Annotated in this window: 17 protein-coding genes and 3 tRNA genes; 17 read left to right on the top strand and 3 right to left on the bottom strand. The window is 35.6% G+C overall.

The features are described from left to right. The first annotated feature begins 120 nt into the window (after positions 1-120). The 11 genes from prmB to recB all read left to right on the top strand — a co-directional run bounded on the left by prmB (position 121) and on the right by recB (position 14,719). Positions 121-1,014: a 50S ribosomal protein L3 N(5)-glutamine methyltransferase gene (prmB, locus tag A9G23_RS06710; RefSeq protein ID WP_065586858.1), complete on the top strand. Its 894-nt coding sequence runs from the start codon at positions 121-123 to the stop codon at positions 1,012-1,014. A gap of 30 nt (positions 1,015-1,044) precedes the next feature. Then, a complete protein-coding gene (gene aroC, locus A9G23_RS06705; RefSeq protein WP_065586857.1) occupies positions 1,045-2,118 on the top strand; it encodes a chorismate synthase in 1,074 nt (357 codons plus the stop codon). Beyond that, the gene (locus tag A9G23_RS06700; protein WP_065586856.1) at positions 2,115-2,867 is read left to right on the top strand and encodes a TSUP family transporter; all 753 of its coding nucleotides are present in this window, start codon (positions 2,115-2,117) and stop codon (positions 2,865-2,867) included. Before aroC ends, A9G23_RS06700 begins: the two co-directional genes overlap by 4 nt. Before the next feature lie 176 nt (positions 2,868-3,043). Then, complete coding sequence (locus A9G23_RS06695; protein ID WP_065586855.1) at positions 3,044-3,967, top strand: LysR family transcriptional regulator; 924 nt, start codon at positions 3,044-3,046, stop codon at positions 3,965-3,967. Between the two features lie 149 nt (positions 3,968-4,116). After that, complete coding sequence (rpsO, locus tag A9G23_RS06690; RefSeq protein WP_034909676.1) at positions 4,117-4,386, top strand: 30S ribosomal protein S15; 270 nt, start codon at positions 4,117-4,119, stop codon at positions 4,384-4,386. Positions 4,387-4,693: 307 nt separating this feature from the next. Further along, on the top strand, positions 4,694-6,808 hold the full coding sequence (gene pnp, locus A9G23_RS06685; protein WP_065586854.1) for a polyribonucleotide nucleotidyltransferase: 2,115 nt from the start codon (positions 4,694-4,696) through the stop codon (positions 6,806-6,808). Between the two features lie 25 nt (positions 6,809-6,833). Then, positions 6,834-7,688: a lipoprotein NlpI gene (gene nlpI / locus A9G23_RS06680; RefSeq protein ID WP_065586853.1), complete on the top strand. Its 855-nt coding sequence runs from the start codon at positions 6,834-6,836 to the stop codon at positions 7,686-7,688. Positions 7,689-8,050: 362 nt separating this feature from the next. Then, positions 8,051-9,817, top strand: a complete 1,767-nt coding sequence (locus A9G23_RS06675; protein WP_065586852.1) for a DEAD/DEAH family ATP-dependent RNA helicase — start codon at positions 8,051-8,053, stop codon at positions 9,815-9,817. Positions 9,818-10,498: 681 nt separating this feature from the next. Further along, a complete protein-coding gene (locus A9G23_RS06670) occupies positions 10,499-10,795 on the top strand; it encodes a YfcZ/YiiS family protein (protein ID WP_065586851.1) in 297 nt (98 codons plus the stop codon). Positions 10,796-10,820: 25 nt separating this feature from the next. Beyond that, the gene (gene sixA / locus A9G23_RS06665) at positions 10,821-11,264 is read left to right on the top strand and encodes a phosphohistidine phosphatase SixA (protein WP_218056170.1); all 444 of its coding nucleotides are present in this window, start codon (positions 10,821-10,823) and stop codon (positions 11,262-11,264) included. After that, the gene (gene recB, locus A9G23_RS06660; RefSeq protein ID WP_065586849.1) at positions 11,243-14,719 is read left to right on the top strand and encodes an exodeoxyribonuclease V subunit beta; all 3,477 of its coding nucleotides are present in this window, start codon (positions 11,243-11,245) and stop codon (positions 14,717-14,719) included. The genes sixA and recB overlap by 22 nt, the downstream gene beginning before the upstream one ends. A 98-nt stretch (positions 14,720-14,817) precedes the next feature. Here the strand turns inward: recB and A9G23_RS06655 are convergent, their stop codons facing one another. Further along, positions 14,818-17,904, bottom strand: coding sequence for a beta-galactosidase (locus tag A9G23_RS06655; RefSeq protein WP_065586848.1), 3,087 nt, complete (start codon positions 17,902-17,904; stop codon positions 14,818-14,820). A gap of 435 nt (positions 17,905-18,339) precedes the next feature. On the opposite strand from A9G23_RS06655, the gene A9G23_RS06650 reads away from it, so the two are divergent. Continuing rightward, entirely contained in the window at positions 18,340-20,058 is a 1,719-nt protein-coding gene (locus tag A9G23_RS06650) for a carbohydrate porin (RefSeq protein ID WP_065586847.1), read from the top strand. Positions 20,059-20,204: 146 nt separating this feature from the next. Here the strand turns inward: A9G23_RS06650 and A9G23_RS06645 are convergent, their stop codons facing one another. After that, the gene (locus A9G23_RS06645; protein WP_065586846.1) at positions 20,205-21,212 is read right to left on the bottom strand and encodes a substrate-binding domain-containing protein; all 1,008 of its coding nucleotides are present in this window, start codon (positions 21,210-21,212) and stop codon (positions 20,205-20,207) included. A 343-nt stretch (positions 21,213-21,555) separates the two neighbouring features. Further along, the gene (locus A9G23_RS06640; RefSeq protein WP_065586845.1) at positions 21,556-23,673 is read right to left on the bottom strand and encodes an alpha-galactosidase; all 2,118 of its coding nucleotides are present in this window, start codon (positions 23,671-23,673) and stop codon (positions 21,556-21,558) included. 232 nt (positions 23,674-23,905) lie between these two features. On the opposite strand from A9G23_RS06640, the gene A9G23_RS06635 reads away from it, so the two are divergent. The 5 genes from A9G23_RS06635 (at position 23,906) to A9G23_RS06615 (ending at position 26,032) form a co-directional block, all read left to right on the top strand. After that, the gene (locus A9G23_RS06635; protein ID WP_065586844.1) at positions 23,906-24,517 is read left to right on the top strand and encodes a TIGR04211 family SH3 domain-containing protein; all 612 of its coding nucleotides are present in this window, start codon (positions 23,906-23,908) and stop codon (positions 24,515-24,517) included. Positions 24,518-24,520: 3 nt separating this feature from the next. Then, positions 24,521-25,618, top strand: coding sequence for a CCA tRNA nucleotidyltransferase (locus A9G23_RS06630; protein WP_065586843.1), 1,098 nt, complete (start codon positions 24,521-24,523; stop codon positions 25,616-25,618). A gap of 116 nt (positions 25,619-25,734) precedes the next feature. Beyond that, positions 25,735-25,811 (top strand) — tRNA-Met (locus tag A9G23_RS06625). Between the two features lie 37 nt (positions 25,812-25,848). Beyond that, positions 25,849-25,933, top strand: a tRNA-Leu gene (locus A9G23_RS06620). Between the two features lie 24 nt (positions 25,934-25,957). Continuing rightward, positions 25,958-26,032: transfer RNA gene (locus A9G23_RS06615), tRNA-Gln, on the top strand. Positions 26,033-26,088 lie beyond the last annotated feature (56 nt).

Genomic DNA, 26,088 nt, shown 5'->3' with positions numbered 1-26,088 from the left:
CATCAGGTTCCGCATTACTGCAGGAACTAACTATTAGAGTTACTTTAACAAAATGTAATTAAAGTTAGTTACCTAAAATGACAAGCAATACCTTCCTCTCCTCGATCATTTGGAGCCATTATGGAAAACTTACACACAGTTCAGGACTTTATACGTTGGACAGCATCACAAATTAGTCTATCAGATGTCTTTTTAGGTCATGGTACAGATAATCCTATTGATGAATCTAAACAATTAATTTTAGCAACGTTAGGGTTATCGTTGTTTATTCCTTCGGAGTTTTATTCTGCAAATCTGACTAATGAAGAAAAAAATCAACTTTTTGATGTTATTCAAAAACGAATTAAAGATCGTGTACCAACCCCTTATTTAACTAATCAAGCTTGGTTTTGTGGCCATTCTTTTTACGTTGATGAACGTGTATTAATTCCTCGTTCTCCTATTGGTGAACTCATTAATAACCATTTTGAACAGCTAATATTCGCTGAACCTAAAAATATTTTAGATTTGTGCACAGGCAGTGGTTGTATTGGTATTGCTTGTGCTTATGAGTTTGCTGATGCTCAAGTTGATATCACCGATATTTCATTAGAAGCATTAGATATTGCAAAAACAAATATTGAAATGCACGAAATGGATTTTCGAGTTACACCTATTTTGTCAGATCTATTTAATGATGTGCCTGTAAAACAATATGACCTAATTGTCACAAATCCACCTTACGTTGATAGTGAAGATATGAGTGATTTGCCAGATGAGTTTTTATATGAACCTAAATTAGCATTAGAGGCGGGCTTCGATGGTTTAGATTTGGTAAAAACAATTTTACGAGATGCGATAGATTATTTAGCTCCAGCGGGTATATTAGTTTGTGAAGTTGGTAATAGCTGGATTAGCTTACAGCAACAATATCCAGATGTCCCATTTAATTGGATTGAATTTAAGTATGGTGGTCTGGGCGTGTTTGCAATCACTCGTGAAGAGTTGATTCAATATCATTACTGTTTTAAATAAGCTGCTTTCAATAATTGGAATAAATTTATTATGGCTGGAAACTCAATCGGAAAATTATTCAAAGTGACCACATTTGGTGAATCACACGGCGTAGCATTAGGGTGTGTTGTCGATGGCGTTCCACCTGGACTTGCATTAACTGAATCAGATATGCAACATGACCTTGACCGTCGTAGACCTGGATCATCTCGTTATACGACTCAACGCCGAGAAGCCGATCGAGTTAAAATTTTATCAGGTGTATTTGAGGGTGTGACAACAGGGACAAGTATTGGATTACTTATTGAAAACACCGATCAACGTTCTCAAGATTATAGCAAAATTAAAGATATCTTTAGACCGAGCCATGCAGATTATACTTACCAAAATAAATATGGCATACGCGATTATCGTGGTGGCGGTCGTTCTTCTGCTCGTGAAACTGCCATGCGCGTTGCCGCTGGCGCGATTGCAAAAAAATATCTGCAAGAAAAGCTTGGCATAACCATTCGTGGTTATTTGGCTCAGATGGGCGATGTAAAATGTGAATTAAAAGATTGGCAACAAGTTGAACAAAATCCATTTTTTTGCGCTGATGAAAGCCAATTAGAGGCACTTGATCAGTTGCTCAGATCACTGAAAAAAGAGGGTGACTCAATTGGCGCTAAAGTCTGTATTGTTGCCGAGAACGTTCCAGTAGGTTTTGGTGAACCCGTATTTGACAAATTAGATGCTGAACTTGCGCATGCGTTAATGAGTATTAATGCAGTGAAGGGCGTTGAAATTGGTGATGGTTATGCGGTTGTTAATAAACGAGGCAGTGAAAATCGAGATGAAATAACCAAGCAAGGTTTTTTATCTAACCATGCTGGCGGTATTTTAGGGGGTATTAGCTCAGGACAAACGATATTAGCCAGTATCGCCTTAAAGCCAACACCAAGCATTGAAATTGCTGGACAATCAATTAATATCTATGGCGAGACCGTTGAAGTATCGACCCATGGTCGACATGATCCATGTGTAGGAATACGAGCCGTACCTATCGCTGAAGCGATGGTTGCTATAGTGCTAATGGATCATTATCTTCGCTATCGCGCTCAATGTAATGATGTCAATTCGCTATGAGTGATGAGTTACTTATCTTACTGTTTACTATTGCTATTTTAGCGGGTTTTATTGATTCAATTGCAGGTGGCGGTGGTTTATTAACCGTACCTGCTTTACTTGCGGTTGGACTGCCGCCAGCCAGTGCTTTGGCGACTAATAAATTACAAAGCTGTGGTGGTTCATTTTCTGCTAGTTTATATTTTATTCGTCAGCGAATGGTCGATTTAAAGCAGCAAAAGTGTTCAATCATGTGTGCTTTTGTTGGATCGGCAGTTGGAACATTGTCGGTTATGCATGTCCAAGCTGATTTTTTAAAGCTATTACTGCCTATTTTAACCATTGGCGTGGGACTTTATTTTTTGCTTTCTCCAACCATTGGTGAAAACGATCGTAAAAGTCGCTTTTCACTTATCCAATTTGCACTAATACCAGCTTTAGCAATTGGTTTTTATGATGGATTTTTTGGGCCTGGCGCGGGTTCATTTTATGCGTTAGCCTATATAACACTGGCTGGCTTTAATTTAACTAAAGCGACAGCACATACCAAAGTGTTAAACTTCACTTCAAATTTAGCTGGTTTACTATTTTTTATTGTTGGTGGTGAAGTGATATGGCCAATTGGACTTATCATGTTAGTTGGTCAATTTATAGGTGCAAGACTTGGTGCTAAGATGGTCATTGCTAAAGGTCGCAAATTAATCAGACCCATGCTAATTACTGTTTCAACGTTTATGAGTATAAAATTAATTTACGAAAACTTCTTTTAATTGCTCACCATTTTAATCATTAATATTTGTTTTCATCACTATTTTACAATAGCACAACAAAATCGTTGTTAAAAACTTTCAGGAAAGTATGTGTTTGAGTATAAAAACGATAACAATTATTTACTTCACTTAAATATGATTTAGTATATATTTGTGTTAAGACATTAACTGATATTATGAAACTTCAACAATTACGTTATATTTTAGAAATTGCACGTTCCGGCTCAATTAATGAAGCAGCTAAAAATTTGTACATTACACAACCGAGTTTATCAACGGCGGTAAAAGATTTAGAAGCTGAATTTGGTATTGAGATTTTTGTACGTACCTCCAAAGGCGTTTCACTTTCGACCGATGGTGTTGAGTTTTTAGGTTATGCTAAACAAGTCTTAGATCAGGCTGAATTATTGGAACAACATTATTCAAAAAAAGTACCTTCTAAGCAGCTATGTAGTATATCTACCCAACATTATGCTTTTGCAGTTAATGCTTTTGTTAATTTAATTAAAAAAAATCATACAGATGAATACGAGTTTACGCTTAGGGAAACAAGAACATACGATATTATCAGCGATGTAGCCAATTTACGCAGTGAGGTTGGCATCTTATATTTGACTGATTTTAATCAAAAGGTGATTTTGCGATTACTGAAAGAACATCGTTTAACCTTTAATCCACTTTTTGAAGCTCATCCTCATGTATTTATTAGTGCTCATCATCCATTAGCTGTGATGAAATCATTAACTTTAGTTGATTTAGAGGATTATCCTTATCTCTCTTTCGAGCAGGGGGAGTATAATTCGTTTTATTTTTCAGAAGAGATTTTAAGTACGGTCTATCATAAAAAGAGTATTCATGTGAGCGATAGGGCAACCTTGTTTAACCTATTACATGGACTTAATGGTTATACCATTAGTACAGGGATTTTAAGTACTGATTTAAATGGTTCTGATATTTTATCAATACCATTAAATGTCGAAGAAAAGATCCTAATTGGTTGGATAACATCACAAAAAGTCCAATTAAGTATATCTGCCCAAAATTATATTGAGGCGTTAAAAAAACTAATCCAAGAAGAGTATGGTTTTGAACTCAAATAAATCCTGTCGTTAACTAAATAAATCAAATTGCTATTTTTATAAATTTCTGTATAATTGTGCAGTTCATATATTCACTATATGAATACCGAGGAGTGTCTGAATTAGAGATCGGTCATTCCATATTTTATATTTATTTTAAGAGGTTTATCATGTCTCTAACTGTAGAAGCTAAAGCGAAAATCGTTGCCGAATATGGTCGTGGCACTAATGACACAGGTTCAACTGAAGTTCAAGTTGCTCTTTTAACTGCGCGTATTAATGATTTACAAGGTCATTTTTCTGAGCACAAAAAAGATCATCATAGCCGTCGTGGTTTATTACGTATGGTGTCTAGCCGACGTAAATTATTAGATTATTTACGTCGTAAAGATATCGAACGTTATAACCAATTGATTAAAAAACTCGGTTTACGTCGCTAATTTATAATCTACTTGAAAAGAGGCTTAGGCCTCTTTTTCGTTGTGAAAAATCGATGCTCTGATATAATACTGAGCTTAAAAAATTAATATTTTATGTAAGTCAACAAAGTTAAGATTATATCTCATGTTTCGCGCGACTAATGAGAGCTCTATAATTTATAGATTTGTCATTAGTCGTGACAGTGAAATAATCTTTTTGTTGAATATATCCCCACATTGTTGAAGAGAATATCAATACGCGCAGCATAATGCTTTGTCCTGTCGAAATATCAAACTTCAACATAATAAATAACAAGAGGAAATTATTTTGTTTAATCCGACATACCAAAAATTTCAATATGGTCGTCATACTGTGACTTTAGAAACAGGTATTATGGCCCGTCAAGCAACTGCTGCAGTTATGGTTAATATGGATGATACTGCTGTATTTGTCACTGTTGTTGCCAATAAGAAAGTAAAAGAAGGTCAAGACTTTTTCCCATTAACGGTTAATTACCAAGAACGTACCTATGCTGCAGGGCGTATTCCCGGCGGATTTTTTAAACGTGAAGGTCGCCCAAGTGAAGGCGAAACCCTAATTGCACGTTTAATTGACCGACCACTTCGTCCATTATTCCCGGAAGGATTTGTTAATGAAATCCAAATTATTGCAACCGTGGTTTCAGTAAATCCTGATGTGAGCCCAGACTTAGTTGCTATGATAGGTGCTTCTGCTGCGCTTTGCTTATCGGGTGTGCCATTCCATGGCCCTATCGGTGCTGCGCGTGTTGGTTTTATTAATAATGAATTTGTATTAAATCCATCTGTAATAGAACTTGCTACAAGTCGTTTAGATTTAGTGGTTGCTGGAACTAAAAGTGCAGTATTAATGGTTGAATCTGAAGCTGATTTACTTACTGAAGATCAAATGTTAGCGGCAGTGGTATTTGGTCATGAGCAACAACAAGTTGTTATTGATAATATTAATGAATTTGTAAAAAAAGCCAATTGCGAAAAATGGGATTGGGTAGCACCAGCTAAAAACGAAGTGCTATATAATGCCATTGTTGAACTCGCTAAAGAGCGCTTAGGTGAAGCTTATCGTATAACCGAAAAACAGGCGCGTTATGCGAAAATTGATTTAATCAAAGAAGAAGTATTAGCCGCACTAAAAGAGCAAAATGAAGAAGTTGATGAAAACGAAGTGCTTAATATTATCGTCGATTTAGAAAGCCAAATTGTTCGTAAGCGTGTTATTGCAGGCGAACCTCGTATTGATGGTCGCGAAAAAGATATGATTCGTGCACTTGATATCCGTACGGGTGTTTTACCAAGAACGCATGGTAGTGCACTATTTACACGTGGCGAAACACAAGCATTAGTCACGGCAACATTAGGTACAGAACGTGATGCACAAATCATTGATGAATTAACGGGTGAGTATACTGAGCGTTTCTTACTTCATTACAATTTTCCTCCATATTCTGTTGGTGAAACTGGTATGGTAGGTTCACCAAAACGTCGTGAAATTGGTCATGGACGTTTAGCTAAACGCGGTGTTGCGGCAGTAATGCCAAGTCGTGAAGAGTTTCCATACACTGTTCGAGTGGTGTCAGAAATTACCGAATCAAATGGTTCATCTTCGATGGCTTCTGTTTGCGGTGCTTCACTTGCGCTTATGGATGCCGGAGTGCCAATTAAATCATCTGTTGCTGGTATTGCTATGGGGCTGGTCAAAGAAGGCGATCAGTTTGTGGTATTGTCAGATATTCTTGGTGACGAAGACCATCTTGGCGATATGGACTTTAAAGTAGCCGGTACGCGTGAAGGCGTTAGTGCATTACAAATGGATATCAAAATTGAAGGTATCACTAAAGAAATTATGCAAGTAGCGCTTAATCAAGCAAAAGGTGCACGTTTACACATTTTAGGTGTAATGGAACAAGCAATTAATAAACCTCGCCAAGAAATTTCGGAATTTGCACCACGTATTTATACAATGAACGTAAATCCTGATAAGATTCGCGATATCATCGGTAAAGGAGGTGCAACAATTCGAGCCTTAACTGAAGAAACAGGAACAACTATTGAAATTACTGATGATGGTACAGTTAAGATTGCGGCTTCAGATAGTAATAAAGCGAAAGATGCCATGGCACGTATTACTAATTTAGTTGCTGATGTCGAAATTGGTAAAATTTATATAGGTAAAGTAACGAGAATTGTTGATTTTGGTGCATTTGTATCTGTTATTGGTGGAAAAGAAGGGCTTGTGCATGTTTCTCAAATAGCTGATCATCGAGTCGAAAAAGTAGTTGATTATTTAAAAGTTGGTCAAGAAGTAAAAGTTAAAGTACTAGAAATTGATCGCCAAGGCAGAATCCGTTTGAGTATGAAAGATGCTGTTGAGCAGTCAGACGAAGTTGCTCCAACTGCAGAATAAAAATCTTATTCACTAGGGGAAAAAAATGAGATTATTCAACCTGAGAACTGTGTACTGCTTTTTGCTAGCTGTTATTCTCTTGTCTGGTTGTTCTAATTCTCAGCCTTTGCTTGCTGTCCCTGAGCAAATTTCATATGATGATGAGTTAAAAATTGCTCAGATCAGCCAGCTCCTATCAAAAAAAGATCTTGATACTGTAACTCGAATGCAGCTCATATTGCAGCGAGGTATTGCTTACGATTCCTTAGGTTTTAAAGCTTTTGCGCAAAGCGATTTTTCGTATTTATTGAGTTTAAATTCTGAAATTTCTGATGTTTACAACTTTTTAGGAACTTACGCATTAAGAGATGGCGATTTTGATGCAGCTTTGGTGTCATTTAATACCTTATTAGAGCTTGATCCAGCTTATACCTATGCGTATTTGAATCGTGCTATTACTTTGTATCGCACAGGTCATTATCAAGCTGCTGAACGCGATGCATTCCAGTTTTATCAATATGATGTGAATGAACCTATCAGAATTTTATGGCTTTATCTGATTGAAAAAGAAATTGACAGTGAAGCTGCCAAAATTGAGCTACAAAAACGTTATGATCTGATTAATGATAAAACGATTTATAGTGGCAATATTATTGCATTTTATTTAGGTAAAATAAGTGAATCTAAATTAATGCAGAACCTTCAACAAGGTGTTGAGAATAATCGACAATTAGCCGAGCGCCTTTGTGAAGCCTACTTTTACTTAGGAAAATATTATCAAAGTAAAGGTGACAATGAGCGTGCCAAAATGTTATTTAAATATGCTTTAGCCAATAATATTTATAACTATGTTGAACATCAACAGGCACTCTACGAAATGAAGTTACTTGAAGAAGAGTAACAAGAGTCATGCCAGTTTTAAAAGTGAAAATATTGTTATAGCGTAGTTCTGATTTGCCAAATAATATGTTATCAACATGAGATAATGCAGTTAACTTTATCTTTTATCGTATAAATATCAATTAATTTTAAATTTATTTTGAATTTATATCGAATAGTTGCTGAGTTAATATTGGCAGTTAGTTATTGGGGTGAGTTGTAAATTTTCAATTTAGTGAACTGGCATAAATTTATATCTGCTTTCTTTATTCAGTTTAGCAAAATAAGATAGAATGTTATCGGTATTAGTTAATAATTATCAATTGCTTTGCTAATTAATTAAATAAGTAAGTTTATATATTTAAAATTTATAAGCGAGTTTACATGACAAAAGAAGTTTCTTTTATTGACCTTGGTTTATCCGAGGATATCCTTAATGCATTAAATGATCTTGGTTTTAGCAAACCATCACCTATACAATCTGAATGTATACCTCTATTATTAGAAGGTAACGATGTATTGGGAATGGCGCAAACAGGTAGTGGTAAAACTGCTGCATTTTCAATCCCTTTCCTAATGAATATTGATGCAAGCCTAAAAGCACCACAACTTTTAGTTCTAGCGCCAACACGAGAGCTGGCTATGCAAGTTGCAGATGCTTGTTCTGAATATTCAAAATATATGAAAGGGATAAAAGTACTAGCTTTATATGGAGGCCAGCGTTATGACGTGCAATTACGTGCGTTAAAACAAGGACCACAAATTGTGGTTGGTACACCAGGACGTTTGCTTGATCACTTAAATCGTAAAACACTGGATCTTTCCAATCTGAAAGGTTTAGTACTTGATGAAGCTGACGAAATGTTAAGAATGGGCTTTATTGATGATGTTGAAAGCATCATGGCGACGATTCCCGAAAATCATCAAACAGCATTATTTTCAGCAACGATGCCCGCGCCAATTCGTCGTATTACTAAACGATTTATGCATAATCCTAAAGAAGTTCAAATTAAAGGTACTAATCAAACAGCGCCTGATATTGACCAAAGTTATTGGCTTGTTCGAGGTATGCGTAAAAATGAAGCGATTGTTCGCTTTTTAGAAGCTGAAGATTTTGATGCAGCGATTATTTTTGTTCGAACAAAATCGGCTACTTTAGATGTGGCAGAAGTGCTTGAAAAACACGGTTATAGCTGTGCGGCTTTAAATGGCGATATGACACAACAATTGCGTGAACAAACATTAGATCGTTTACGCAATGGTCGATTAGATATTTTAATTGCAACAGATGTTGCGGCTCGTGGTTTAGATGTTGAGCGCATCAGCTTAGTTATCAATTATGATATTACGTTAGATTCCGAATCTTATGTTCACCGTATCGGTCGTACTGGCCGAGCTGGTCGAGCCGGTCGTGCTATTTTATTCGTTGATAGTCGTGAACGTCGTTTGCTTAAAAATATCGAACATACCATAAAAAAACCAATCCCAGAAGTTGGATTGCCATCTAAAGAGTTGCTGGAAAAACGTCGTTTAGCTAAATTTACGGAGCAAGTCCAAAAACAGTTAGAAAGTAGTGATTTAGATCAATACCAAAATTTATTAGCGAAAATACAAGCTGACAGTGGTGCAGGTCTTGAAACAATTGCAACTGCTTTGCTCAAATTAGCGCAAGGTGAACGTCCACTGATTCTTCCACCTGATCCGGTATTTAAGCCATCTCGTGACACTCGTGATCGAGATAACCGTAGTGGTGAGCGCCGCCTACGAGGAGATAACCGCGAAACACCAAAACGTCGTGAGCGTCGCGATGTGGGTGATATGGATATGTACCGTATCGAACTTGGTAAAGAAAACGGTGTTGAAGTGCGGCATATCGTTGGTGCAATTGCCAATGAGGCCGATATTAGTAGCCGTTATATTGGCAATATCAAACTTTATGATACTTATTCAACTGTTGAATTACCAAAAGGCATGCCAAAAGATATGTTAAAACACTTTGAAAAAGTCAGAGTTCTTAATCAGCCAATGAAAATGAGCTTGGTTAATGGCACAATGTCTGAATCTAAGCGAAACCGTAAAGGTAGCAAATCTGATACATCAGATAAAGGATTTGCTAAAAAACGCGGTCGTCCTTCAGCGCCTAAATTTTAATAATGTAACCTCTGCTGTCTGGCAGAGGTCTGTTCACTTCATGTTATTTGTACAACTATTGCCAAAGTGGTTTATTGTTATATTCTGTCAATATTTATTCAGAAAACTAATTATATGACTGGTAAGAAAACAATGGGTTGTTTACACTTCATGATGAAAATAATCATTTAAAAAGCTCATAAAACGTTTTGCCTAAAATCGCTTAAACATTTCGTTTTCTATCTTTTGACTTACCCTTTTATTTTAGGGCTGGTTGGTTTCGTGAATTTGTAATGGATACGATGGCGAGCACACAACCCACCTAGAAAATGATGCTATCTGTTTTCGTGTTTAATATGCAATGTGAGTCATGTTATTGAATGTTTAATGGAGTCTTTCAGTACGATAAATTGTTGGACGATTGACCATAAAGTAGTTAGCCAAATCGATGACGGTGATTTTTTTATGATATAAGCGCCGTATCGCTTGTTTGGAAGACGCGTTATACAGTCATTTTTCAAATTACGCTAAACAACGCAAGTAATTCCGATATATGCCTTAAAAACTCAATCAAAATTTGTTAGAGCGGTTAGTTATCAAGTTATTATAAATAACTAAAACAAAACAGCGTTAGTACTTTGCCCTAAGTTATGATTAAGAGTATACTATGAATCATATCAACTGGTAATAGAGGTGTAGAGCATGACAGATTCTTTAAACAAATGTAAAGCAAACGAAACAGCCGCATGTTGTTGCGTGGATGTGGGTACAATAATTGACAATGAAGATTGTAGCGCTGAATATGAGCGCGTTTTTGCGACAGAATCTGAAGCTCAACAAAAGTTGGCATCATTAACACAAGCTGCCAAAGATGTTGAAACTGAGCCTTGCCAAATTGAGAGCAATATTGAAAAAATTAATGATGGCTTTAAATTAACAGTAAAATTCACTTTTTGCTGTGGTGCAGAATCCATGATTTTCCAATTAAAATTACGTTAATTAAATATTGATGAAAGTTTGTATTATGAGACATGGTGAAGCAGGATTTTCTGCTTCATCAGATTCAAGTCGGACATTAACAAATTATGGTATTATTCAGTCAAATCAAGCTGGAATATGGCTTAAACAGCAAAATTATCAATTTGATTTTGGCTTAGTGAGTCCTTATCTACGAGCACAACAAACATTGACAGAATTATCATCGCATGTTCGTGTCGATAAAGTTGAAACTAATCGATTTTTAGTACCTAGTGGTAGCCCATCTCATATTGTTGACGTATTAACATTATTGTTAGCCGATGGGATTGAAAATGTGATTGTGGTATCACATTTGCCATTAGTAGGATATTTAGTTAATGAACTTTGTCCACAAGTCTCTCCGCCTATGTTTCCTACTGCTGCAATTGCTTGTATTAATTTATTGCCAGAATCTGCGGGAAAGCTTGAATGGTTTTATCAAGCAGAGTAAAAAAACTCAATCTTTTTGATTTACCTTTAACTGGTCGAACCTTAATTGAAGCATCGGCAGGAACCGGTAAAACTTATTCGCTCGCCTTTATTTATTTAAGATTATTGCTTGGTATTGGTCAAAATAGTTATCCAAGACCCTTAGACGTTAATGAAATTTTGGTTGTTACTTTTACTAAAGCCGCAACTCAAGAACTACGTTCACGGATAAGACAAAATATTCAAGAATTACGAATTGGACTACAACAACAGCAGCATAAAGATCCGATTTATCAACAACTCATTGAGTTAATCGATGATCACAAATTAGCAATACAACGACTTACTGTAGCCCAACAATCAATGGATGACGCGGCAATTTATACTATTCATAGTTTTTGTCAGCGTATATTAACTAGCCATGCGTTTGAGTCAGGTGTTTTATTTGAACAAAAGCTAATTTCTGATGAATCTCAACTGAAATTAAGGGTAACACAAGAGTTTTGGCGTCACTATTTTACGCCACTTGATAAACAGCTTGCTTATTTGGTACTTGCTACATGGCAAGATCCAGCCGCATTATTAAAAGATATCACACCTTATTTAGGCTTAAATCTTAACAATACTAACAAGCTAAATCCAGATATCGGTACAACAATTAAGGCGTTTTATCTAAAAAATTATGAAATAATTGAAAATGTTAAAAAGTCTTGGTTAGATTTATCTGATGAATTAGTCAATATCATTACTCAATCAGGTGTCAGCAAACAATCTTATAATAGCCGACATTTACCTAATTGGGTCATTAAAGTATCAGCATGGGCTAACAGCGCAACTCAAACGTTTGAATTACCAGATGAACTTAAAAAATTTAAGCAATCGGTATTAATCGAAAAGACAAAAGAAGGAAAGAATGCGCCATGTCATTTTGTTTTTGAACAAATTGACGATCTATATACACAGTCTTTGGATTTGCGTAGCCAAATCTTAATGGATATTGTTAGCGTGATTCAAAAAGGGCTTTATGACGAAAAGCTCAAACACGGTGAAATGAGCTTTGATGATCTTATTGGGCAACTTAATCGCGCGTTACAAGCAAAAACAGGTAAACGATTAGCGCAATCTATAGCGTCAAAATACCGCGTTGCTTTGATTGATGAATTTCAAGATACCGATCCCACGCAGTATCAAATTTTTAACCGTATTTATGATAACCAACAGCCAGATCGAGGTTTACTCTTTATTGGTGATCCCAAGCAAGCGATTTACAGCTTTCGGGGAGCTGATATATTCACTTATTTAAAAGCTAAACAATCGACTGGAGAAAATTATTTTACTATGGATGTCAACCATCGTTCATCGGTTTCGATGGTTAAAGCGGTTAATCAATTATTCGCTAATTGTAATAATCCATTTATATTTGAAGATATTCCATTTTTACCCATGGATGCGGCAAAAAGGAATCAACAAAAGTCTTTGCAAGTGAATAACCAAGAAGTTGCCGCACTCACAGCTTATTTACTGCCTGATGGCATTGCAACCAATACAGATTATCAAGAACATATAGCAAGTTGTTGTGCTAATCAAATTTTGTCTTTATTGTCTAATTCTTCAATATTAATTGATAATGAAGAAAAACAACGTCCTGTCACTACAGCTGATATTGCGATCTTAGTTCGCACAGGTCGTGAAGCCGAAATTATTCAACAAAAATTGTCCAATTACGGCATTAAAAGTGTTTATTTATCAAACAATAGTAGTGTCTTTTCTTCAATTGAGGCAAATGATGTATTGAGTTTATTGCAAGCGGTCTTAATGCCTGAAAACGAAACAACATTAAGACTAGCATTAATGACATCATTATTAGGGCAAACCATGACTGAACTTGAACAAATCACTGACGATCAAGACAGATGGGAAAGTTTAGTTGAAGAGTTCAAACAATACCAAGCAATTTGGCAATATTATGGTGTATTAGTGATGTTACGCAGAATGATGAAAAAACGTCATTTAGCTGAAAACATATTAGCTCGCCAAGATGGTGAACGAACGTTAACCAATTTAATGCATTTAGGCGAGTTACTCCAAGAAGCATCAAATGAATTAGATAGTCCACATGCGTTAATGCGTTGGTTGACAAAACAAATAGTTAGCCCCGATCCTAATTTAGAAAATCACCAGCAACGCCTTGAAAGTGATGAAAACCTTGTCAAAATAATTACTATTCATAAATCCAAGGGGCTGGAATTCCCAATTGTGTGGTTGCCATTTATTTCGATGTATCGTGAGGCGGATAGTCAATTTTATCATGATAAAGACAATGACTATCAAACAACCTATGCATGGTTACTGTCCGACGAGATTAAACAACAGATAGAAAATGAACGCCTTGCTGAAGATTTGCGGTTATTATATGTAGCAATGACCCGTTCAGTTTATCATTGCAGTATTGGGCTTGCGTCGTTGAAGAAAAGTCAATCAGCGATTAATCATTTATTAAAAAATGAACTAAGATCAATTGCCAATATGGCCAATTTAGTTGAAGTACAATTACCGATAGAGAACGAACAGTATATTTCTCAAATTTTACCAAGCCAATTCTTATCGGCGAATGAGTTTTCGCGTAAGCTATCAAGCAGTTGGCGAGTCACAAGTTATACTGAATTACAAAAACATAATCATGCCATATTGGCTTACAATCCCGATATTATTAATGATTGGGATGAGCTCCAACTTGAACCTGCTAATGCTCCGTCAACCGATATACAATATGATATCCACCACTTTCCGAAAGGGGCATATGTGGGTACATTAATGCACAGCATTATGGAAGAGATCACACCAGATAACCTTGATGAATTATGTAATCAAATGGTAAAAAAACTCAATTTAGAGCCAGCATGGAGTGGTGTAGTAACGAATTGGATGCAACAAGTATTGACTACACCACTGCATGATCCAAATTTAATATTATCGCAAGTGTTAATGGGGCAACATATTAACGAATTACAATTTTATCTTCCTATACGCAAAACTGTAACTAGCCAGCAATTAGATAGTCTGTGCAAACAATATGATCGTTTATCAAGATTATGTCCTAAGGTAGATTTTGATTCGGTACAAGGCATGCTAAGAGGGTTTATTGATTTAGTCTTTAAATTCGAAGGGAAATATTATTTGGTTGATTATAAATCAAATTGGTTAGGTGAATGCGTTGATTCTTATAATCAAGAAGCACTAGAAAAAGTGATGTGTGAACATCGCTACGACCTACAATACCAACTTTACTGTTTAGCCTTGCATCGCTTTTTAAAAGGTCGTTTAGCCAATTACCAATATCAAACCCATTTTGGGGGCGTTTACTATCTGTTTTTGCGTGGTATGCCCGAGCATGGTATCTTTTACCATCTACCTGAGCAAGCGTTTATCGAAGAACTTGATAAGTTGTTTGAAGGGAATGTATCGAATGAGCTATAAGACATTAAAAACTCTCAGTGTTGAAAAATAGATTAAATAACTAAAAATAAGGCACAAGTGATTAGTGCCTTATTTTTTATATAGTTAATTGTTTTTAATTAACACTTAAAAACCAGTTGATAACTATAATATTTTTCTGTCAGTAAAAATTCAGGATGTACATTTGGTGTCCAAGAATCATCGCCACCAATCCCCATATGATAAGCATCAATGCTTACATATGCATATGGCTTGGGTGCTAATAAATGGCGGTGTGTTTTTACCATGAGTTGCTCAGTGCCATATTGATTGATGTTAAATTTAAATTGATGCCCAGTTATTGTCATTTCGTTAAGTTGCAGTTTTTTAACGTCGCAGCGCAATCCATTTTCACATGGATAAATATAAGGTGTATAAAGTTCTGAAAAAGGTAATGACCAATCACCAAAAGTAGCGGATGATTTTCGGTCAGGATAATTTTCATGAGGCCCTAAACCAAGCCATTTTACTTTTTTAGGGATTGGCTTCATTTGAAAACTTAAGCCAATTCGCGCTGGTGCGGGCATATCATTAGCGATATCAACTTGCACTGATAAAGTCAAATTGCCTTCTTGATCAAACTGATGTTGCCATCTACTTTGAATGACCTTTTTGTTTTTAAATAAGTATACATGTAAAGCTTCTATCACAATTTTATCAGTTGTTTGTGTGAGCTGTATATCTAGACATTGATGAGTAAGATTGTAATAACCAGCGGCTTTCCACTGCTCAATCCAAGCAAATGGATTATTATTACTATCATAATCGCCACTAATACCAATATCATTATCAATAGGAGCACGAATAAATTGATCAGTAAACGGCGAGGCTAATAGTGGTTTATTTCCTTTAATCCATTGGTAAAGTTGCCCTGTTTTTTTATTAAATTTCCAACGCTGGTGTTTGTAATTAACAATGTAATCATCTTGGTTTTCAGTCAATATTAGCTTACTTTTTGCTTGGCAAAAAGCTAATGGTGGAATATATGAATTAGCTAATCGCCACTGTTCCCATGCAACAATGTGACCGGCTTGTGACCATGGCGTAGATTTATTTTGAATAATACAGACTGTTAAATGTAAGTCTTCACAATTTAAATCACTTGGTATATTGTTAAGAAGGGTTATTTGTAATGAGCTATCTGGTTTAATATTAAGTTTAATTTTTCCGTTTTGATGTTTTTTTCCATTGACTAATAATTCCCAACACAAAATTTCATTATTTGTATGGCGGAATAAATATTCACTTGTAATATCAATAATCAACGGTTTTTGACTAACTAATTCAAATTGAAATGGCTGCTGCACTTTTTTTGCTTCTATTAGGCTAGGGTGAGAAGTCCTATCAGGAAACACTAATCCATCCAAACAAAATTGCCGATCATGATAAGCTTCACCAAAATCCCCACCATAAGCCCAATAACTACCGCCAGATTGAGTATAACGACGTATACCATGATCAGCCCACTCCCAAATGAAACCACCTTGTAACCTAGGATATTGTCTAAATGCTTGCCAGTATTTATAAAATGCTCCTAGGCTGTTGCCCATTGCATGGGCATATTCACATAAAATAAGTGGACGGTTTTCATCTGGCATTGAGACCCATTTTTTTATTGCCCATTTGGCAACGTTAGGGTGTGGCTGATCTTGTTCAACGCGAGCATACATTGGACAAATTATATCGGTGGCCGCAGAGTTAGCACCACCGCCTTCATATTGCACAGGACGAGTGGGATCGTTGCTTTTAATCCAAGCATAAAGTGCATCATGATTCGAACCATGTCCTGATTCATTTCCTAGCGACCAGATTATAATGGAAGGATGATTTCTATTGCATTGAACCATTCTTGTTACTCGTTCACTATAAGCAGAAAACCATCGAGGGTCTGCCGATAGGCGAGACATAGGAAACATACCATGTGATTCAATATTGGCTTCATCAACCAAATATAAACCATATTGATCACAAAGATCATACCAACGTGGATCATTAGGATAATGGCTGCATCTCACAGCATTAAAATTATGTTGCTTAATCAATTTTATATCATGTAACATTGCTTCTTCAGTCAACGCATATCCCAAATCAGGATAGAACTCATGGCGATTTGTACCTTTAATCAAAAGTGGTTTACCATTTAGGCATAGTTGCCCATTTTTGATTTCAACTGTTCTAAATCCAACGTTATAAGCTTCTGATTCAATTAATCCTGTTTTTTTGTGATATAAACTAACAATAATGCGATAAAGGTTTGGGTTTTCTGCGCTCCATAATTTTGGTTTGGTAATCGGTATTTCACAGTGTAAACGGTCAGTGTATCCTCCTTTTTCATCAGTGAAAGGTAAACCGATTGGTTGGATATGTTCAACAACCAATCTATCTTTATACCACAATTCAACACCGACATTTAATAAATCCATATTTCCATCATGTTGAACATCAACCTGTAGCGATAAAGTGGCATTTTGATAACAAGCGTCAAGTAAGGTGTCAATGAGGATATCACGTAAGTGTGGTTTAGGTTTATTCAGTAATGAAACTCCGCGAAAAATACCACTTAATCGCCACATGTCTTGATCTTCAAGATAACTGCCATCACACCATTTTAAAACTAATACTGCTATGCGGTTTTTGCCTACATGCAAAAAAGGCGTTAGATCAAATTCTGCTGGAATTCGGCTATCTTGCGAATAACCAACCCATTGTCCATTACACCAAAGATGAAAAGCAGAACTAACTCCATCGAATATAATCCGCGTATCACTTTTAACTAGCCATTCTTTAGTTATGGATATGTAGCGTGAATAACACCCAGTCGGGTTTTCTTCTGGCACATTAGGTGGATTATAAGGAAAAGGATAACGTATATTGGTATAAACTGGCGCATCATAACCATGCAATTGCCAATTAGAGGGTACTGGAATAGTTGTGCGATCTAACTCTTTTTGTAACCAAGATTCGGGTACTAGTTTGGGATTATTATAATAACTAAAAAACCAATCACCATTTAGCGATAATACCGAGTCTGAATTACTATTATTTTTAGCTTGTTGCTTATCTCGCCAGCTATGAAATTTTGGATGGCTATCAAGTCGATTAATATTTAAAATAGATAAATTATTCCAATCATGTCGGTTTATGATTTCATTAAAAGAAGGATTCATATATTTCCCCACTTATTCGGTTTGTTATGTCATGTTGACTGCTCATGATTACCAACATTATTATCATCGAGCTTTTATGGATTATAAATTACACGTGTTTAAAAACAGTGATGAAGTTAACATTTATGTAATCGTATACATTTTTATTTAATAAGTTTTTTACCGTTTTGGTATTTTTTAGAATGCTAATTACCCTTGTTGAAGTTGTATATAAAATGATAATTTTTAATGTGATATCAATCACACTATTAGTATTTAGTTTTTGAATAGTCGTTTTTATTAGTTATATTGAAATTACCTATTAAAAGGTATTGGATTGTTACCGACTTATAGCGGGCAAAACCTAAAGAATAGTTATGACTATTCTTTAGGTTTTTTTTTGCCTCAAATTTAAAAGATATTTATCTATTTTTAAAATAATGAATAGGAGGGGAAATGAAATTTTCAAAAAAAATAGTATGTAAAATAAAGATAAAACAAATTGCTTTAATGACTATGCTGGGATTAAGTTATTTACCAAATGCTTTGGCAGCAACTCAAGATGAGTTAGAAGCAAGAATTGCGTTATTAGAGCAAAAATTATTAGCACTTAGTCAAGAGTCTAATGATTTGAAAAAGCAAGTGATTGAGTCTAATAAACAGCTCGCTCAGTTAAATAATCATCTTCAAAAACAACAAATTGTTATAAATAATCAGGGAAAAACGCTTAAAAATAGTCAAAAACCAACAATTGTAAAACAACAGGGTTCTGTTAATCTTCCGACAGTAAGTAATGATAATCAAATAGTGCTAGTTAATACATCAAAAACTGGTACCACACAAGACGAAAATTATCTAGAAAAGACATCATTTACTTTAGCTGAATTTAAAGACTATATTAAAGATGAAATAGGGTTTTCTTATAACGGCTACTTCCGTGGTGGTTGGTCAACCTCAAGTAATGGCAAACCTAAAAATTATGCTGAAGGTGCATTAGGTCGATTTGGTAATGAATATGGTGGTTGGTATGATCTTATCTTTAAGCAAAAAGTCTATGATCAAGAGGGCAAAAGAGTTGATGCAATTGTTATGATTGATGGAAACGTGGCAACCAATAAAGCTGCGGGTTTATTTAATACTCAAGATGATAATCTTATGCAATTTTCAGATATCTATCTAGAAACTAAAGGTTTTGTGCCTAGATTTCCTGATGCGAAATTATGGGTTGGTAAACATTCTTTACCTTATAATGAAATACAAATGCTCGATTGGAAAACACAAAAAACGCCAGCAGGCGGGGGGATTGGGATCGAAAATCTTAAAGTGGGTATTGGTGCACTTGATTTAGCTTTAGTTAGAGCAGATGTAAATGTGAAAAATAAAAAAGATGTCATTAAAACGGATAGCGATGGTAATAAAATTACCCAATATAAAAAAGAAGAAGTTGATTTAAATGAATTAGAAATCCGCTATCATGATATTCCATTATGGAAAGATGCAACGTTTGGTGTGAATGCGCGTTATTCAGCGCCAAATAAATCTAAAATTCAAAATAATATCTCTGTTAAAAATGCTTGGCTTGGTAGCTTTGTATTGCGTCAAAATGCATTTTTTGGTGGATTTAATCAGTTTACATTACAGACGGCCACCAATTCTGTAGCTTCACAGTTAGCTAACATTAATACTAATAATCCAGAGTTTGCCAGTAATTCGGATAATGACTATATTGGAACGCATACTGGTGGTAAAGCTTATCGCTTCGTATCAGAAGGTGAAGCCTATTTAAGCGATGATATGATTGTTGCTCATGCTTTGGCGTTAACTTCGGGCAATGATATTTATTCTTATGATCTTCATCTTGCGCATACCGATTTTATGAGCTTTAAATCAGCAATAAGACCTGCTTATATATGGGATACTTACAATCAAAGCGGTATTGAACTAGGTTACTTTAGGCAAAAGAATAAAGTCAAAAGTAAAACTTATGTTGAAGAGGGATACAAAACAACACTTTATCATTCATTCAAAGTTGGAAAAAGTATTTTATCTTCAAGGCCTGATATCCGCTTTTATGTTTCTTATATAGAAGCGTTACAAAATGATATTAGTCAATTTGATTTTAATGGTAAAGATCATCAAATTAGTTTTGGTGTACAAACAGAAGTTTGGTTTTAATGATAATTTTACGTAATAGAAAATAATACTAAATTCATGATCTGAATTATTATTAAGAAAAAATTACTTATATAGGTCAGATGAAAAATGGATAGTTTGTTGATATCTATTTACTGTATTATTTAATTTCATTAGATATTAAATAGTTAATATCTAATGAAATTTATTGAATAACGTTTCGTGAGTGTTGGTATAAAAATGTTGATTAAATTTGAAGGGGGTGCTTCACCTTTAGCCAACTTTAATGCTAATTCAGCAGCTTGTTCTGCCATTGTTTGTAATGGATAACGAATGGTGGTTAATTTAGGGTGTAAATAACGTGATAAAACGAGATCATCAAAACCAATGATCGAAATATCGTTTGGAATCTCAATATCATTATCATAAAGTACAGACATTGCACCGGCTGCCATTGAGTCGTTATAACAAGCGATTGCGGTGATATGGTTGTTTCGTTCAAGCAATGACATCATTGCCTGTTCGCCACCTATTTCATTTGGTAAACCAATAGCGATCAGGTTTTCATTAACGTTGATACCATGTTCTAATAATGCGTCTTTATAACCTTGTAAACGATCAGATGAATCAGAGATGTTATGATTTGAACATAAATAACCAATTTTAGTATGTCCATGTTGAATTAAATGCTTGACTGCAAGATAAGAACCATAGCGATCATCAAGGGCAATACAGCGCTTTTCGAACCCTTTTACAATGCGGTTAATCAGAACCATTCCTGGCACTTGTTGCATTAATTTTTTAAGGGTACTATCGGGGATCATTTTGGCATGTACAACTAACGATGAACAGCGATGTTCAATCAATTGAGTAATGGCATTATATTCTTGTTGCTCATTATGATAACCATTGCCAATCAACAAAAAATGCCCAGTTCGTGAAGCAACTTTTTCAACGGTACTAACCATAGCGCCAAAAAACGGATCTGAAACATCGGCTACAATAATACCAATGGTATTCGAATTTTGCTGTGACAAAGCTCGTGCATTAGCATCAGGATAGTAGTTTAATGTTTCCATGGCATTTTTTACGGTAACTCGTGTATTATCTCGCACGTTATTTGCGTTATTAATCACGCGAGACACGGTTGCAACTGATACTTTTGCTAAACGTGCAACATCTTTTATTGTCGCCATAAAAAACCTTTTAATTAATTACTATTGATAAAATATTTATGCTCAATATATTGTCAATATAGCGATTTGACGGTCATCAACAATATAAAAAAATAGGTGCATAAAGCGAAAGTTAACTATCTTCTTTTGCTGACATCTTTAAGCTGATTAGACTTGCAATAGTCTTAATATATGACTTAATTAACTATAATAAGGTAAAAAAAAGTGTTTGCCAATAATATCATTAACGTATCAACAACCACAATCGTTTCAGTAGTAATTGAATATTAAGGAGAATTAGTAATTTAGCTAATTCCTCCTGCTAGTTAGTTGCTAAATAATTAAGTTAAGAGCGTTAATAATATTAGTTAGCAGTCACTTTTATTAACATTGCTGTTGCCGGATCAAGCACTGGTAAAGGCAATCCCACATGCATTAACCAATTACCAGTCAGGATTGTTTGAGTCTTCATCCATTGCGGTAATGTTTTCATAACATGGCCATTTATTGCAGGATCGATATTATCAGGCATATCTAGCACCTCAATTTGGTATTGCTTATCGGCTAACAAGCCTGTTAATCGCAAATTACCACTTAACGCATAAGTTGGTAATGTTAGTTGAGCAATGATAAACGCAGCTTCTTTTTTGTCTTGGCTTACAACACCATAACTTTGCATCGCTGGGCTATCATCAACATCTAAACGTACAGTGTTACCACTATGTAATAAAGGACGCAACTGTTTATGTAAACTAATATAATGTGCAAACCCTTTTTGTTCTCGCTCAGACTCCTTCACTGGATCGAGTTCAACGCCCATATGACCAAATAAAGCTGTTAGACCACGCAAATTCATATGCAGTTCGCGGAATGTGGTATGACATAAAGCACCGCCAATATGCGCACCCATCACTTCTGGTGGGAAAAAGTAACTCATACCACGTTGAATTATTTGTCTATCTAATGCATCATTAGAATCCGAAGTCCAAAAACGTTGTGTACGCTTTAACATCTCATAATCGATGCGCCCCCCTCCTGATGAGCAAGATTCAATTTCAACATCAGGGAATTTTTCTTGCAAAATATCAAGTAATCGGTAAAGCGCTTTAGTTTGACCTAAAATTGCTGGATTACCTTTATGGCCTGGTTGAACAATTTCTCGATTCATATCCCATTTAATATAATCAATGTCATAACTACCGAGTAACCATGTTAGTCTTTCTAGCAGATATTCAAAAACCTCGGGGCGTTGTAAATCAAGTAAATATTGATGGCGACCTTCTGGCTGATGATAACCTGGTAGCTCAAGCAACCAATCTGGATGGGTACGATAAAGATCTGAATTTTTATTGATCATCTCTGGCTCAACCCAAATACCAAATTCCATACCAAGGTCTTTAACGTGTTTAATCACTGGTTCTAAACCGTTTGGATATTTTCGTTCATCTAAATACCAATCTCCTAAGCCTTGATAATCATCGTCACGGTTACCAAACCAACCATCATCAATAATAAAGCGTTCCACACCAATTTGGGCGGCTTTAGTTGCCATTTTCATAATATAATCAGGGTTATGGTCAAAAAAAATGCCTTCCCAAGTATTGAGATGGACAGGACGGGGTTTATTTTTAGTAAATTTAATAATGTGACTACGTAAAAACTCATGAAAGTGGTGGCTCATTTTATTTAAGCCTTCATCACTATAGGTCGCATATAACCAAGGTGTACTTAAAGATTCATTTTTAGCGAGTGATATTTCACCAGCAAGATATAATGCTTCAGCTTGAATAAAACGCTTACCATTACTTTTGACGGCAACTTGAATACGATGGTTACCACTCCAACCCAAATGAATCCCCCAAACTTCGCCAGTTTGTTCTTTGAAACCTTCTGTACCAATCATCATACCAGGGAAATACTCGTGTGATGTTCTACCTCGGCGATTTTCTTGTAAATAACCGCAATGGGATATTTTGATTCGATGGGGGAAGAACTCTTTAATCCAACGACCACTAAACGCCATTAATTCTTGAGCTCGTTCAGGAATAGGAAGTGTAACCGAAAAACGATTAACTTGATATGGCTCGTTACCCAAATTGGTTAAGGTATTTTGACATTGTAGCACTCCACTTTTATCTAAAATAAAATAACTAGTTAAACGAAGTTTAGCAATACTATCTTCACTAATAATAGTAATGTTATTATCTGTGTTAATGACATCTTTGGTAACAAAAACGGGAGACCAATCTTTACCATTTCGATGTCCTTCAAGCCCTGGCGTACTAAAATTACCTAAACCTTCTTCCGGACAAAGGGTGAACGGCACATTAGTGTCTATACGAGAATTAGGTACAGCAGGGAGCAGCATTTCAACCGCTTTAGGTTGTAAATTATGTAATCGTTTACCAAAATAGCATAATTCAGCATAAGGAGTAGTGCGGAACAAGACATCTATATAGTTATTTTTAAGACGATAATTCATAATGACTCCAATCTTATAATTTGTCATTTATATAAAATAAAAGCAATTTACCTAAAAAAATATCTTTAATTTCATATTTTGTGATTAAGATCTCATAAATTGTAATCGATTTCATTTATCAGGTCCTTGCTTTTAATTTAGACTTTAAAACCATTTATCATAAAATGAATATGCGAATTGTTGGTTATTTGTGTTATTATGAGATTATTTATAGGTAAATATTGGGAATATAATGAAAAAACAAAATATTATTGCGATGCTTTCGCTTTTTGCGATTTTTTTTGATACTTACGCTATAGACAAATATGTGTCTGATGATGTTGATGTTTATTTGCATCGTGGCCCTGGTTCACAATATGCATTTTCTAACGCGGTTAAAGCTGGCGAAAAAGTCGTTGAGCTTGAAAAGAGCGCAGATGGTAAATATACCCGCATTCAACTTAAAAATGGGCGTGTAGCTTGGATTGAAACTTCTAAACTAAATGAACAACCTAGCTATAAAGAACGCTTACCATTGTTAGAAGCAAAGCTGGCAGAATATCAAGATAGAGTTGATAACGCTGAAGCTTATCAACAAAAATTGGTGAGTGATTATGTCCAAAAATTGCAATCGGCTGAAAAATCAATTGAAACACTACAAAATAAAAATGAAGCTTTAGAGCAAAAGGTAAAAGAGCAAGGAGCACGAATTGAATCAATGCTAAATCAAGTGGATGATAAACGTCGAGATCTTATTGTAACTTGGTTTACCTATGGTGGTCTTGTTGCTGGCGGAGGTCTTATTTTAGGACTTATATTACCAAGTATTATATCTAGTCGACGCAAAAAAGATCGTTGGATGTGATAGATGAGTAAAATTTATCTTGTAGGGGGAGGAGTACGAGATAGATTGTTACATCTGCCAGTTGCCGACCATGATTGGGTTATTGTTGGCGCTACCCCAGACGAGCTTTTGGCGTTAGGATATCAACAAGTGGGTAAAGACTTCCCAGTGTTTTTACACCCTGACACAAAAGAAGAATACGCATTGGCTCGTACTGAACGTAAATTCGGTAAAGGGTATACTGGATTTATATGCGATTTTGGTAAAGAAATCACATTAGAACAAGATCTTATGCGCCGTGATTTAACCATTAACGCCATAGCCATGGATGAAAACGGCAATATCATCGATCCTTATCATGGTGTTGATGACATTAAACATAAAATCTTGCGCCATATCTCACCAGCTTTTCGAGAAGATCCACTACGTATATTACGTGTGGCACGCTTTGCTGCGCGTTTTCACCAATTAGGTTTTATAGTAGCGCCACAAACTTTAGAACTGATGAAACAAATGGTATCCGCTGGTGAGGTTAGTTATCTAACACCAGAGCGTGTATGGAAGGAAACTGAAAAGGCATTGTCGACTTTAAATCCCCAAATCTATTTTCAAGTGCTACAACAATGTGGAGCACTTAAGTTGCTGTTTCCATCGTTAGGTTTATCAACCGATATTATTAATGCATTAAAAAAATCTGCTTTATTAACAGATGATTTAACTATCCGTTTTGCTGTGTTGTGTGCACAGTTACCTAACAAGTCAACAGCTGAAGTATTATGTGCAAAATTTAAAGCTCCCAATAACTATACTAAAGTAGCCATCATGGTTCAGCAATATCGTCATGATCTTGAGAGAGTGCAAACACTTACTGCAGAACAAATTGTTTCTTTACTAAATAGTATTGATGTATGGCGCAATCCTTCGCATCTTGACCAATTAATTATTGCAAGCCAAGTTTTTGCTAAAACAACATCATTTACACAAGCAAATTATCTAAAAAAAGCTTATAAAATTGCCAATGATGTCAATGTGCAACAAATCATTGCTGAAGGATATATAGGAAAACAAATTTATTTTGAGTTACAAAAAAGGCGAATTGAAGCGTTATTAAACTGGATTTGATTGCATCTTAATCAATCATCATTTTTTTTCAAAATATCTTAAAAAAAGGGTTGACGATTTGACGTAACACAAGCATAATGCGCCTCGCAACGTTGGTTATGGTGTTGCAAATGAATGGCTACGTAGCTCAGTTGGTTAGAGCACATCACTCATAATGATGGGGTCACAGGTTCGAATCCCGTCGTAGCCACCATTAATATTAGGTAGTACTTTTACCGGGAGTATTCAGTGCGGGTGTGGCGAAATTGGTAGACGCACCAGATTTAGGTTCTGGCGCCGCAAGGTGTGTGAGTTCAAGTCTCTCCACCCGCACCATTTAATATTAACTTCTATCTTTGTTGGGGTATAGCCAAGCGGTAAGGCAGCGGGTTTTGATCCCGCCACGCCCAGGTTCGAATCCTGGTACCCCAGCCATTTCAATCTGCTTAATGTTTTGATATCTGATGATTCAGTTTATTTTTGCAATTTGC

Origin of the sequence: Gilliamella sp. App4-10 (assembly GCF_001690495.1) — a bacterium.
Lineage (GTDB): Bacteria > Pseudomonadota > Gammaproteobacteria > Enterobacterales > Orbaceae > Gilliamella > Gilliamella apicola_G.
The sequence above is the reverse complement of the archived record's forward strand: the minus strand, read 5'-3'. Positions and strand labels throughout refer to the sequence as shown.